Consider the following 14,024-nt stretch of genomic DNA (forward strand, 5'->3'; position numbering starts at 1 on the left):
GTGCCTTTAACTGAAAATTTAAAGCAGTTTTTATATATTTGTCTTATTTTTATTTTTATATTTCTTGGTAATTTAGCCTATAAATATATAAAATTTTATGTTTTTATTCATGGTGGAGAACAAGATATTATCGCTAAAATTGAGCGTGATTATCTAAAAACAAAAAACAACAGAACTTATCGTATAGCTTTGTTTGATGTTAAAGATTATAAATTTTATACAAAAATACCAAAAACAAGCAATGTGTCTTTAAATGACATCGTAAAAATCACAATTTACAATATAGATGTTGATTTTTATGATTATTTAAAAGCTAGATTTTATATGCCTAGTTCTAATATCTCAAAAATCAAAAAAGATAAAAATATAAAAGATGATTTGATCGATAGTGTGCAAAAACAACATCAAGATTCTAAAATTTCAGAACTTTTTAATGCTTTATATTTTTCCAGTTATATCTCATCTGGTCTTAGAAGTGATATTGTAAATTTTGGAATTTCACATTTAGTTGCAATTAGTGGTTATCATCTTGGACTTATAGTGTCTATTTTTTATCTTATTTTAACGCCATTTTTAAAATATATCTATTTGAGATTTATTCCATTTAGAGATTATAAGTTTGATATTTTTATTATATCTTTTTTGTTTTTAGCTTTTTATATTTATATTATAGACTATCCGCCTAGTTTTTTAAGGGCTTTTGTTATGTTTTTAGTTGGCTTTTATTTTGTTGTAAGAAATATTCAAGTATTAAATTTTACAAATTTATTTATAGCTATTTTTATCTGTTTGAGTATTTTTCCTAATCTTATTTTTAGTTTTGGATTTTATTTTTCTTGCATGGGAGTTTTATATATTTTTATTTATCTAAAATATTTTGATATAAAAAAGCATATCTTTTTAAAAGTATTGTTCTTAAATTTTTATATGTTTTTTGCTATGCAAGTGCCTGTTTTGTATTTTTTCCCAAATATAAGCTTAGATCAAATTATATCAATACCACTTAGCTATATTTTTATTGTGTTTTATCCTTTGAGTGTTTTACTTCATATTTTTGGGGTAGGGGGTTTGTTTGATTCTTATTTGATAGATATTTTTTCTAGTGATTATAATTTTTTATATTCTGATATAAGTTTTGTTGAGTTTATCATTTTCAATGCTATTAGTTTGATTGCTATAAGGATTAAACAAGTGGCTATTTTATTACCACTTGTTGGTTTTTTGGTCTTTTTGAAATTTTGTTTATCTTGATTTGTTTTCTAATAAAGAGCAAATTTTAAAACCATAAAGAAATATAATCCAAGATATATATATCCACAAAAAGAAAAAAAGCATAATTGAAAAAGAGCCGTAAATGCTTAAATATGTTTTGTTGTTTAAAGCATAATAGATAAATGCTGATTTTCCAAGATACCAAGCCAACGATGATATAAAAGAGCCTAAAAGTGCATTTTTTACCTTAAGTGGAGAGCTTACGGATATTAGATAAACAACACAAAATATACACCATATAATTAGATACGGAAATATACTTATAAAGTTAATCCAACTTGTATATTGTGTTGAGTTTAGTAACTCTTGAAATAAATTTGAAAGATAAAAGCTTAGAGCAAGTCCTAATGGCGCTAGTGTGATTAGTGTCCAATAAGAGCTTATTGAACTCCAAAAGCTCCTTCTTTTACTAGACATTATTTTGTTTACCACATACTCATAGTCCATAAAAAACATAGCTGATGTAAAAATTACAGCTACAAAACCAACTATTCCGAGATTTACACTATTTTTTAAAAATGTTTGTAAATATGAGCCTATCACATCTTGATGTGTTGGTAGCATAGCTGAAAATATAAAACTCTCTATTTTTGAATAATATGTTTTAAAAACAGGTAATTGTGTAAAAAGTGAAAAGCTTAATAAAAGCACAGGTATGATCGATAATACAGTGTGAAAGCTAAGGCTTGAAGCATAGTGCATAAGCTCTTTATCTTTTATTTTTGTTATTATCCCAAATGCAAATTTTATATTATGAATGATATCTTTTAATTTTTTCAAAAATTATCCTTTTATGAATTTTCACTTAAATCTTGCGCTACTTGTGCAGCTAATCTTAGTTTGTTGTTATCAAAATGGGTATAAATTCTAGATGTGTTTAGACTAGCATGTCCCAATGCTTCTTGAACCAAAACTATATCTTTTTGCTTTTTATAAAGCATTGTTGCAAATGTATGCCTTAGCATATGTGCCCCATTTTTTTCTTTTCTTATTCCCGCTTGAAAAAGTATCTGCTCTACTATCCTACTAACATAAGCCTGGGTAAGTCTAGTACCTTTTTTATTGACAAATAAATACCCCTCTTTGTTTATGTAATTTATAGCTATGGCATCTAAAAATTTTTCTATCAAATTCCTTTTTATCATTACAATTCTATATTTATTACCTTTTCCCCTTATTCTGATAGTGTATAAATCATCATCTTGGGTTATATCTTTTCTTTTTAGATTAAGCGCCTCACTTACTCTAATTCCGGTAAAAATTATAAGCTTTATTATAAGTTTGTTTCTATTTTCGTTGCTTTTAAAATCAGCTTCATCTATCGCTGTAAGAAATTTTTTTAACTCATCTTCGCTCATAAATTCAGGGAGCTTTTGTCCTTTGCTTCCAGTTATTCCGCCCCAATTTTTAAGTTCGATATCAAAAATATGCGATTTTCCATCTTCTTCGTTTTGTTTATCTAAAAATGCAAAAAAATTAATCACACTTATTCTATAATTTTTTTTACTAGCATCGCTTAATCCACCGGTAATACTAGCTAAGGTTTCACTCAAAAGCTCTTCATCTATCTGTTTTAGACTTTCAAGTCCATAAAAACATAAGGTTTCATAAAGTTTTTTAAGCGGATTAAAATATGTGTTTATACCAGTTAAGCCGGCATTTCTAGCCATCTTAACCAAGCCATCTAACTTTTCTATATTGTTTATCTCTTTGTTTAGATTATAATTAACAGAAGCTAGCATTTTTGGCTCTCTTAGCTCTTTGTTTGAAAGTGAGCTTAGTTTGTATTTTACATACCTTGTTAACCAAAAAAGTAAAGATAATTCAAAATTTTCTTTATTGTCTAGTTTGTATTTCACTAAAATTTCCTATTAAATTTATGTAAAATTATAGCTTTTGTTTTATATAATTTTGCTTTTTTAAAAGGTAAAAAATGAAAATAGGTTTTTTTGATTCTGGTTTTGGTGGTTTAAGTGTTTTAAATGAGGCTATGGTTAGATTTGATGGCTATGAGTTTTTTTATTTTGCTGATAGCAAAAATGTCCCTTATGGAACAAAAAGCGTCAAAGAAATAACCGATTTAAGCATAAATGCTTGTGAGTTTTTGGTTGATTTGGGTGTTGATGCTATAGTTGTTGCTTGCAATACAGCTACAAGTGCTTCAATAGTAGCATTAAGAGATAAATTTAGCTTGCCTATAATAGGTATGGAGCCAGCTGTAAAATTAGCATTGAATACTTTTAAAGATCAAAAAACACTTCTTATAGCAACACCAGCTACAATAAATGGCATTAAATTAAAAAAACTTATAGATAAATTAAATGCTAGTGATTTTGTTGATGCCTTGGCTTTACCCAAACTTGTTAGTTTTGCTGAGAATGAAGAATTTACAACCGATAATGTAAAATTATATTTACAAAAATCTTTTAAAAATTTAAACTTAAATGACTATTCTTCTTTGGTTTTAGGTTGCACTCATTTTAATTACTTTAAAGATATTTTGAAAGATATTTTACCTAATCATATTAAATTTATAGATGGCATAAATGGAACTTTAAATATGGTTAGTAATTTAAATTTAGCTTCAAAATCAAATAATCTCGTTAGATATTTTTATTCAAAAGAAGAAATTCAAAACCTAGATAAAGTTAATAGACTTTTAAACAGGCTTGATTTTGTTAAAAGCATTGTCTAAAATAGCGATTGCATTGAAATTTCTTCAGCCCAAGTTGTGTGGTATTTTTTGATACTTTTTTGCAAAGAATCTATAAAATAATCTATATCATCAAAAGTATGTGTATAATGTAAACTAACTCTAAGCCAACCGGGCTTTTCTTCTAGTTTTTGATTATCTTTCATTTTTAATAATTCGTGTCCATAAGGTCCAGCACATGCACAACCAGCCCTTGTTTGTATTCCAAAATCTTTACTTAAAATAGCTGCTAAATCATAAGGCGATATTCCTTTTATATTGAAAGAAAAAATTGGAAGTTTTTTTAAATTTAATGGTGTGTATAGTTGTAAGTTTTCTATCTCTTGTATTCTTTTTTCAAAATACTCGCAAAGTTCATTTTCATTCTCACATATAGCTTTACCTATCTCATCTCTTAGCTTGTATGCTAAATTTGCTCTTATTAGTTCAAGTATTGGTGGTGTTCCAGCTTGTTCTAGTTGTTCTATATTTTTATCATACATATGACTTGTCCTACTTACATAACTAACAGTCCCTCCGCCTGCAAATGTTGGCTCATCTAGGTCGCATAATTCTTTTTTTATTGCAAGTAAGCCACAGCTTCCAACTCCGCCAAGTAGTTTATGTGGGGATAAAAATAGTGCATCGAAATAGTTGCAATCAACATTTTTGTAAGCACTGAAACTAGCCGCATCAAGTGCAACTATGCCATTATATTTTTTAACAAGATTGTATATTTTTTTATAATCAGTTATTATTCCTGTTACATTTGAACATACACTAAAAGAGGCTATTATCTCACGTTTTTGATTAAGCTTTAGAATTTGTTCTAGGTGTATTAGGTCTATTTCGCCTTTTTCATTTAGTCTTACTCTTGCTATATCGCAAAGTGCTTCTCTAAAACTAACCTCGTTTGAGTGGTGTTCGTATGGACCTACTATCACAAGTGGTGTGTTGCTTGGTTGTTTTATATTGTATCTAGCCTTTGTTTTTGGAGGGATATAAAGACCTAATAACTCTTGAAATTTCTTTATAGCCGAGGTTGAGCCAAAACCGCAAGGAAGTAGATAAAAGCTATTATCTAATTGTAATGATTTTTTTAACTCACTTCTTGATTTTTCGTATAATGTTTGAGTGATTATAGCGTTTAATGAGCTATCTGAATGAGTATTTGCATATGTAAGTAAAATATTTGAAATTTCATCTTCTATGTTTTTGTATGCAAGCCCTGATGCTGTGTAGTCAAAATAATAAATTTCATCTTTTAGTATAATATTTTTTCTTATATGTTCTAAATTTACCAAATTTTTATTTCCCGAATATTCTTTTGTTTGTAAAATTATACCTAAAAAATAATATATAAATTATAATAAAAGTATTTAAAACATAGTATATTTTTGTTGTCTAATAATTTATAATATTAATTACATATTATTTTTGATAATATATAATTAAATTTTTGGTATAATTGGTAAATTAGATTAAAAATCTACAACAAACAATTAATGAAAAGGATTGTGAAATGAAAATTTCTACCAAAATTTTTACAATGATAGTATCATCATTGGTGCTATTGTTAGCAGTGCTTGCTTATTTGGCAAACGATATGAATTCTGATAATATTGAATACTCAAAAGCTAAGCTTAGAGAAGAAATTATCAAGGAAAAAAAGATAAGCTTGCAAGAAAATATGGATATATATGTTGGTTTTGTTAAAGATATCAACAAAGAGTATGAAGAGTTTGGTGAAAAGCCAGGAGAAGCCACTAAAGATATTTTGGAGTTTATAGAAAATATAAGATTTGGTGATGATGGATATGTTTTTGTATTTGACGACAAGGGTAAGGTCTTTATGCATCCTGTACATAAGGATTGGATTGGAACCAATAAATGGGATTTAACATCTCAAGACGGTACTAAAATTTATCAAGAATTAATTAAAATAGCTGATAATAGAGATAGGTTTTTGTTCTATAAATGGAATGGAGTCAGAAAGATTGGATTTTCTAAAAAGTTAACCATAGAAGGTAAAAGTTATATATTTAATATAGCAACTAATCTTGAGCCTATGTATAAAAATACAAATGAAATAATCTCAGACATGGAATCAAAATCAAATATACAATTGCTCGAGTTTATAACTTCTGCTGCTGTTGTATCTATAATAATGATTGTTTTAGCTCTTGTTTATACTAAGTTTTCAATCACCAAACCACTTAACGAACTAATAAACAGAGCAAGAAACCTATCAAGTGGAGATGGAGACTTAACAAGAAAACTTGAAGTAGTAGGTAAAGATGAGATAGCAATGGCTAGTGATGCTATAAATAACTTTATAGAAAAAGTAAGAGTGCTTATAAATGATGCCAAACATCTATCTAGTGAAAACTCATCTATAGCAAATGAATTAAGCTCTACATCACTTCAAACAGGTAAAAGAGTAGAAGACTCAACAGCTATTATTACAGATACATCTAAAAATTGCTCAGATATACAAGAAAACATGAAATCATCAGTTGAAATAGCTCAAAAAGGTAAAGATGATTTACAAAAAGCAACCGAATACATACATGAAGCAAATAAAGCTATAACAGAACTTGCTTCAGAGATAACTCAAACAGCTCAAACAGAATATGATATGGCAAATAAGATAGATCAACTAAGTAAAGATGCCGAACAAGTTAAATCAGTTCTTGTAGTAATTAATGATATAGCTGATCAAACAAATCTACTTGCACTTAATGCAGCTATTGAAGCAGCAAGAGCAGGAGAACATGGTAGAGGATTTGCTGTTGTTGCTGATGAAGTAAGACAGCTAGCTGAAAGAACACAAAAGAGCTTAACAGAGATAAATGCTACTATAAACGTAATAGTTCAAGCTATAACAGAATCAAGCACTCAAATGAATGAAAACTCTAAACAAATAGGAGAACTTACAAAGGTTGCTGCTAATGTAGAAGATACTATAAAAGTAATGAGTTCTGCTATAGGAGATGCTATAAAACTATCTGATAAAACTGTAGAAGATTATATACTAACAGGTAAAAACATAGATGGTATAGCAAGTGGTATGGATAATATAAACCATATATCAACTGAAAATGCAAGAAGTGTTGAAGAAATAGCAGCAGCAGCCGAACATCTAAATAAGATGACAGATACATTAAATGCTAAACTTGGTGAGTTTAGGACTTGATAATCAATGCAAGGGTGTAAAAACCCTTGCTCTTGAGTTTTTAAATGGAGGTTTTATATAAAATCTCTTAAAAATTTCTTCCAAACAAATAAACATCTTGATATTGATGAACTTATTAAATTTTATCTTGTATTTGATGGGTTAAAAACACAAAAATCTTACTATGATATTTTTGAAGCAATAGATAACGAAATCATAAAAAATATAGACAATGTATCAAAAGAATTTGATGATTTGTCTATTGAAGAGAGATATGCTTTAAGAAATTTTGCAAAAAATGATAGAAAATGGCTTAAAATTTATAAGATGATGCCAAGAAGTTTGGCTATAAAAACCTATGAAAATTTATTTAATAAAAATATACTATATATAGAAAAAAGTAGAGAACAGCCAATAATAAAACTATATAAAAATCAAAAACTTAAAAAATGTGATAGAAGGTATAAAATTCAAGATAAAATACATTTTAGCACTCATTTTTATAGGTTTTGGTTTAGGTTTATAGAACCAAGATTAAAGCAACTAAAACAAGGCAATGTGGATGGAGTGCTTGAATATATAAAATCTCATTTTGATGAGTATGCATCTTTGGGATTTGAGCTTATATGTTGTGATTATTTGAGATATAAATTTGATTTAAAAGATGAAGTTGTAAGTAGTTTTTGGAATAAAGATTTGGAGATAGATATCTTAGTAAACTCAAATAAAAATAAAATAGTTGGAGAAGCTAAATATAAAAATAAAAAAGTTTGTAAAAATGTATTAAATATACTTTTAAATAAGTGTGATAGGCTTGATTTAAAACCAAATAATATTGTTTTGTTTTCAAAAAGTGGTTTTAGCACAGAGCTTTTAAATATGAAAAATGATAAACTTTTGCTTATTGATTTAGATGATATATCGGAGATTTTATATGAATGATAATTTAGAAGTTGGTCTTAAAAATTTAATAGAACAAACTTATATGATAGAGCAAGAGTATAAGAACTTATATGCTAGTTATGAGAATTTACAAAAGATTATTAAAGATGTTGTGGATGTTTTGCCTACCGCTATTTGGATATTAAATAGCGATGAAACTCTGTTTTTACAAAATGCTCAAGCTAGTAAAAATAACAAGCTTTTTAATCAGCTTGATTTGAATGAAGCCGAGTATGAGATAGAATTTGAGGCTAAATTTTATCTCGTAAAAATTTCAAATAAAGATGATAAAAAGATAATTTCAGCAATAGATATAACATCTCAAAAAAGAAATGAAAGACTTGCTTCAATGGGTCAGGTTGCCGCTCATTTAGCACACGAGATAAGAAATCCAATAGGCTCAATATCGCTTTTGTCTTCAACTCTTTTAAAGCGAGTAGACGATAAAAACTCTTTTATAGTAAAAGAAATGCAAAGTGCTATTTGGCGGGTTGAACGTATTATAAAGGCTACATTGCTATTTACAAAAGGCGTTCATATAAATAGACAACCATTTAATTTTTTGGATTTAAAAAAAGACTGCGAAGATGCACTTAAATATTATGATTATTCAAAGGAAATAGATATAAGACTTGATTTTCAAAAAGGCTTTTATAATGCTGACAAAGAGCTTCTTTCTTTGGTTTTTCAAAATCTTCTTTTTAATGCCATTGATGCTATTGAAGATGATGAAAATGATAGTGGAGAGATTAAAATTTGGTATGAAAAAACAGATGAAGAGCATAGGTTTTATATGTATGATAGTGGAGTTAGTATAGCTGATAAAAGGATAGTCTTTGAGCCATTTAAAACAACAAAACTCAAAGGTAATGGACTTGGATTGAGTCTTTGTTTACAGATAATACAAGCACATAAAGGAAGTATAGAAATAAGTCTAAACCCAAAGACTTTTTGTGTTAGTTTGCCTATATATTTTTAGATTTTAAAAAATCAAAGGAGTTTTGTCTCCTTTGAAAAATTATTAGAAATTTATACTTTTTATCCAATTTTCAAGGATATCTATCTGTTCTTTTACACTTTGAGTGCTTGTTCCACCTTTTGATTTTCTAGCTTGCATTGATGATATTAGGTCTAAAACTTTTAATGCCTCATTGTCTATATTTTCATTTATATTTTTAATATCATCACTATTTAATTCACTTATATCTTTACCTAATTCTTCTGCTTTAGCGACTATTTTTCCAGTTATAAAATGAGCTTGTCTAAATGCTATATTTTTTTCTCTAACTAAAAAATCAGCCAAGTCAGTAGCGGTAAGGTGTCCTGTCATTGAAGCTTTTTTCATATTTTCTTTATTAAAGCTTGATTCTTTTAGCATTTGATTTAATATAACAAGGCTTGAAAGTGCTGTGTTTACACTATCAAATACACCTTCCTTATCCTCTTGCATATCTTTGTTATAAGCTAATGGAAGTGCTTTCATTGTCGTTAAAAGAGCTATTAAATTTCCATAAACTCTTCCTGTTTTTCCTCTTATTAGTTCTGCTACATCTGGGTTTTTTTTCTGTGGCATTATAGAGCTTCCAGTTGAAAACTTATCACTGATTTTTATAAAACCAAACTCACTAGAACTCCACATAATTATCTCTTCGCAAAGTCTTGAAGTATGTGTAAAAATAACACTTATATTAAATAAAAGCTCAAGTGCAAAATCTCTATCACTCACACCATCCATAGCATTTGGCGTAATACCTTCAAATCCAAGTTCTTCTGCTACAAAATCTCTATTTGTGTTATGCGGTGTTCCAGCTAAGGCGCAAGAGCCAAGCGGGCTTAAGTTATTTCTTTTAAAGCTAGATTCGAGCCTTTGAAAATCTCTCATAAACATAAAAGAATAAGCCATTAAATGAAAAGCTAAGCTAACTGGTTGAGCATGTTGAAGGTGTGTGTATCCAGGCATTATAGTTTGTAGGTTATTGCTTGAAATATCTTTTAGTGTTGTTATTAGGTTGAGTAATTCGTGTGCTATATTTTTTGTGCTTTTTAAAAAATATAGTCTAAAATCAAGAGCTACTTGATCGTTTCTTGATCTTGCTGTGTGAAGTTTGCCACCTATCTCGCTACCTACTATTTGGCTTAGTCTTTTTTCTATGCTCATATGGATATCTTCATCCTTTATATCAAAGATAAAGTCGCCATCAATTATCTCTTTTAAAATTTGATTTAATCCATCAGTGATTTTTAAGCACTCATCTTCTGTAATGATTTTTTGTTTTGCTAACATCTTGACATGAGCTTTACTTCCGTTTATATCTTCTAGGTATAGCTCTTTATCAAAATTTATAGAAGCATTAAATTTTTCAAGAAGTTCGCTACTTGATTCATTAAATCTTCCAGACCACATTTTTTCCATTTTTTTATCCTTGGTTAGTTTTATAAATTAATTTTACAAAAAAATATTTTTTTAATCAAATATCAAAAAAGGAACTTGTAAAATATTTCTTATTATTTTAAAAGGTGCCATTATTGTATCTTGTATAACTTGTGTTGAGTATTGTGGATTATCAAGTTTTCCTCTTACTTTTATAAGTGTTGAAAGTGTTTTGTCTTTTCCTAAAATTATTTGATTTAAAAGAGGAATTTTATCTATGGTTTTGCTTGCATCTTTTAAAATTTCTATCTCAAGATCTATATTTATATCTTTTGTCCTTAGATTGATAAACCCTTTTCCTAGTATATTTGCACTTGTTCCTTCTATGTTTATAGCTATAAAATTTATTATATCTTTATTTCTTTCAAATATAACTTTTCCTAATTTTGCAGAAAAACCCTTATTGTTAAAATCAGGTGTTTTAAATGTTAGTAAAGCTGGTATTGAGTTTAAAAAGCTAAGAAGACTTTGATATATCTTATAATCTTTAAAATAAGTGTCATAAAATCTCATTTCGCCTTTAAATACATCAGTGCTTCCTATAACTTTTAGTTTAAAGTTTCCTCCGTCAAAGCTTTTGCTATTTAAAAATTGATTTATATATTCGCCTTTTATGTTTAAAGCTTCAAGGAAAATTTCATCTTTATTTTTTGAAAAAACAATGCGATTATCGTTATTTGTTGAATTAAAGCTTAGACTATCTTCTGCTAATAATACCTTGTATTCAGGCAATTTTAAAGTTCTGTTTATGTCGGCAAATATTAGATTTGAATTTTTACCATTTATCCTTATTTTTTCTGTGTTTTCTACATTTTGATCATTAAATTCCAGCAGAACATCAACATTATTTAACTCGACATCTGTGTTGTATTTGTCTGATACGAAAAACAAGTTTTTACTTTCGCTTTTTACTGTTATATTGTTATCACTTATTGATATATTAAATGTATCATTTTCGTATTTACTTCCATCTTTTTTTATTAGAGGATAATCAAATAAAACATTATTTGCGGTTATATAAAAATTTTGAAAATCAATTGTATTTATATTTAAAAAACTTGCATTTTTTATTTTTAATGTTTTTAGTAGTTGCGAACTTGGTATAAAATTTATAGGTTTATAGCAAGTTATATTATTGTTTTTGTCAAATTTCATAAATAGCTCTAACTCTTTAAAGCTTAGTATAGTGTATTCTTCACTAAAATCAAGAGTTGCATTAAAATCCATATTTTTCAGATTAAGAATGCTTTGATTTTTTGTCTCTATATTAAAATTTTTTAAAAAACCATTAATATCTGCTATTTTTTTTGTTAAATCAAACGAGGCATTGATATCACTTTTAAAAAGTTCTGTTCCAAAATCTTTTGCACTTATGTTTAAGTGATTGCTATCAAGTATATTAATTATTGCTTTTTTTGCATAAAATGGTGTATTTGCTATGTTTGTTATTGTATTTTCTGTTGTAATTTTTCCATTTGTTTTTACTTCAAGAGTGTCAAAATTTATATCTAAGTTTAAGTTTAAATTACTATCTCCGGTTTTTTGCTCTATTGGTATATTTATCTTATAAAATCTTAAAATATCACCAATAGATTTATCGTAGATAGAGTTTCCTTTTAAATTTAAAATAACTCCAGATGAATTGTGGTGTTTAAAAATGTTATATATATAAAGGTTAGAGCCATTTAATGAGCGATTGTTATATGTTGGATTATTTAGAATAAAGTATAAATTTGATTTTTCTAAGACTATATCAGCACTTTTTATATGAATTGGATCTAGTGTTTTATCTAATTTTACGGTTAGATTTTTTGCACTAGCTGTAGCTTTTAGATCATTTAAAAAAAAGTCTTTTTTCACCAAATCTATCTTGCCGGTTATCTCTTTTAGATTATATTTTTTTGCTATAACATACCCATATATCCATTTTTTTACTTCTGAATTTAATCTTATTGTATTATCTAACGCGTTAATAAAATCTTTTAAAGAATTGGCATTTAAATCATATATTTTGTATTTTATGAGTTTGTTTACTAGAGCAAATTCAATTTTACCATTTAGTTCATACGATGAAATATTTCCAACAAAAGCATATTTTTTATCTTTTAAATTAGCGCTTATAATTCCATTTAATTTAATATCAAAGTCTTTAAAGAAAATATTTTTTACTTTTATGGTTTCTGTTTTATTGTCTAATTTTTCAGAAATTTGTAAATCAGCTAAAAAAATTGGTGTATCTATAAAAAAAATATCATTTTTATATGTTATTTTTATGCTTGTATCATCATATTTTATATTTTGTATAGTAATTTCTTGAAAAAAAGTATTTAATAGTGAAGCATTTTGGCTTAAATTTAAAAGATAATCAGATGAGTTTTTGCTATTATTGTTATCTTTAAATTTTGGAATGCCTATATTCTCAGCTCTTACAATTAATTTTTTATCTAATTTTATGTATAATTTTTCAAATTTTAAGTTGTATAGTTCAAAGTTATCTATTTTGATACCTAACTTTAAAGTTAAAATAACTGAAAGAGATATAATGATAAAAAATATAAAAAAAATTTCTATAGCTTTTATGATTTTTGATACATTTTTCATATTTGCCTTAAGTGTGTTTTTTTATTTATCACAACCAATAAATACAAGTAAGGTTGTATTTGTGCCAAAAGGTGGTGTGAGTGAAATTATAACATATTTAGCCAGTAGAAATTTTAAATTAAGTAGTATTGATAAGTATGTTGTTGTATTTTTGGGACATATTCAATCAGGCTGGATAGATATGAAGACAACAAAGCTTTCAAGAATTGATTTTTTAAAGCAGTTAACAGTGGCTAAGGCAGCTATGACAAAAATAACCCTTATTCCAGGAGAAACAAATTTTGTTTTTTTAAATGATATAGCAAATCAGTTAAAACTTGATAGTGATAAATTATTACAAGAATACAAACTTATAGCACCATTGCAAGATGGTTATTTGATCCCAGATACTTATAGTATTCCGATTGGAATGAGCGAAAAACATCTTATTTACTATCTTGTGAATTTATCTAAAAAAACACATAAAGAGTTGAGTAATAAAATTTATGGAGAGTATAACGAACGTAAGTGGCATAAGATATTAACAATAGCTTCTATTGTTCAAAAAGAGGCCGCTAATGATAATGAAATGCCACTTGTTGCGTCCGTGATATACAATAGACTTTCTAAAAATATGCGTTTGCAAATGGATGGAACTCTTAATTATGGTAAATACTCTCATGAAAAGGTAACAGCCCAAAGAATAAGAAGTGATACAAGTGGGTTTAATACATATTTAAATGATGGACTTCCACCAAGTCCAATTTGTGCTGTTTCTATAAATGCTATTAAGGCAGCTATAAGTCCGGCCAAGAGCGATTATTTGTATTTTGTTTTGGATAGAAAAAATAAAAGGCATAAATTTTCAAAGACATTAAAAGAACATAATGAAAATATCAAGTAGATAGGTTTGATAATATTTTAGGAGGTTT

At 27.3% G+C, this 14,024-nt stretch carries 11 protein-coding genes; 6 read left to right on the plus strand and 5 right to left on the minus strand.

The annotated features are described in order from the left end of the window. A complete protein-coding gene (locus CPIN17260_RS03885; RefSeq protein WP_078440587.1) occupies positions 1-1,251 on the plus strand; it encodes a ComEC/Rec2 family competence protein in 1,251 nt (416 codons plus the stop codon). Here CPIN17260_RS03885 and CPIN17260_RS03890 read toward each other — a convergent pair. Both CPIN17260_RS03890 and CPIN17260_RS03895 read right to left on the minus strand, forming a co-directional pair. Beyond that, positions 1,243-2,052 (minus strand): YihY family inner membrane protein, encoded by an 810-nt coding sequence (locus tag CPIN17260_RS03890; RefSeq protein ID WP_226997010.1) that lies wholly within the window; start codon positions 2,050-2,052, stop codon positions 1,243-1,245. The genes CPIN17260_RS03885 and CPIN17260_RS03890 overlap by 9 nt on opposite strands. 11 nt (positions 2,053-2,063) lie before the next feature. Next, positions 2,064-3,131 (minus strand): tyrosine-type recombinase/integrase, encoded by a 1,068-nt coding sequence (locus tag CPIN17260_RS03895; RefSeq protein WP_078423245.1) that lies wholly within the window; start codon positions 3,129-3,131, stop codon positions 2,064-2,066. A 74-nt stretch (positions 3,132-3,205) separates the two neighbouring features. Here CPIN17260_RS03895 and murI point away from each other — a divergent pair, with 74 nt between their 5' ends. Further along, complete coding sequence (murI, locus tag CPIN17260_RS03900) at positions 3,206-3,967, plus strand: glutamate racemase (RefSeq protein WP_078440588.1); 762 nt, start codon at positions 3,206-3,208, stop codon at positions 3,965-3,967. Here murI and CPIN17260_RS03905 read toward each other — a convergent pair. Beyond that, positions 3,964-5,268: an aminotransferase class V-fold PLP-dependent enzyme gene (locus CPIN17260_RS03905; protein ID WP_078440589.1), complete on the minus strand. Its 1,305-nt coding sequence runs from the start codon at positions 5,266-5,268 to the stop codon at positions 3,964-3,966. The genes murI and CPIN17260_RS03905 overlap by 4 nt on opposite strands. Positions 5,269-5,486: 218 nt before the next feature. On the opposite strand from CPIN17260_RS03905, the gene CPIN17260_RS03910 reads away from it, so the two are divergent. The 3 genes from CPIN17260_RS03910 to CPIN17260_RS03920 all read left to right on the plus strand — a co-directional run bounded on the left by CPIN17260_RS03910 (position 5,487) and on the right by CPIN17260_RS03920 (position 9,060). Beyond that, positions 5,487-7,160: a methyl-accepting chemotaxis protein gene (locus CPIN17260_RS03910; RefSeq protein ID WP_078387593.1), complete on the plus strand. Its 1,674-nt coding sequence runs from the start codon at positions 5,487-5,489 to the stop codon at positions 7,158-7,160. A gap of 234 nt (positions 7,161-7,394) precedes the next feature. Then, complete coding sequence (locus tag CPIN17260_RS03915; RefSeq protein ID WP_226997012.1) at positions 7,395-8,081, plus strand: DUF234 domain-containing protein; 687 nt, start codon at positions 7,395-7,397, stop codon at positions 8,079-8,081. Continuing rightward, a complete protein-coding gene (locus CPIN17260_RS03920; RefSeq protein ID WP_069632216.1) occupies positions 8,074-9,060 on the plus strand; it encodes a sensor histidine kinase in 987 nt (328 codons plus the stop codon). Before CPIN17260_RS03915 ends, CPIN17260_RS03920 begins: the two co-directional genes overlap by 8 nt. 42 nt (positions 9,061-9,102) lie before the next feature. Here the strand turns inward: CPIN17260_RS03920 and argH are convergent, their stop codons facing one another. After that, the gene (argH, locus tag CPIN17260_RS03925; RefSeq protein ID WP_078387596.1) at positions 9,103-10,494 is read right to left on the minus strand and encodes an argininosuccinate lyase; all 1,392 of its coding nucleotides are present in this window, start codon (positions 10,492-10,494) and stop codon (positions 9,103-9,105) included. 51 nt (positions 10,495-10,545) lie between these two features. Further along, a complete protein-coding gene (locus tag CPIN17260_RS03930) occupies positions 10,546-13,113 on the minus strand; it encodes a YhdP family protein (RefSeq protein ID WP_078440590.1) in 2,568 nt (855 codons plus the stop codon). On the opposite strand from CPIN17260_RS03930, the gene mltG reads away from it, so the two are divergent. Then, on the plus strand, positions 13,055-13,996 hold the full coding sequence (gene mltG, locus CPIN17260_RS03935; RefSeq protein WP_069632213.1) for an endolytic transglycosylase MltG: 942 nt from the start codon (positions 13,055-13,057) through the stop codon (positions 13,994-13,996). The two genes, CPIN17260_RS03930 and mltG, sit on opposite strands and share 59 nt — an antisense overlap. Positions 13,997-14,024 lie beyond the last annotated feature (28 nt).

The organism is Campylobacter pinnipediorum subsp. pinnipediorum (assembly GCF_002021925.1).
GTDB lineage: Bacteria > Campylobacterota > Campylobacteria > Campylobacterales > Campylobacteraceae > Campylobacter_A > Campylobacter_A pinnipediorum.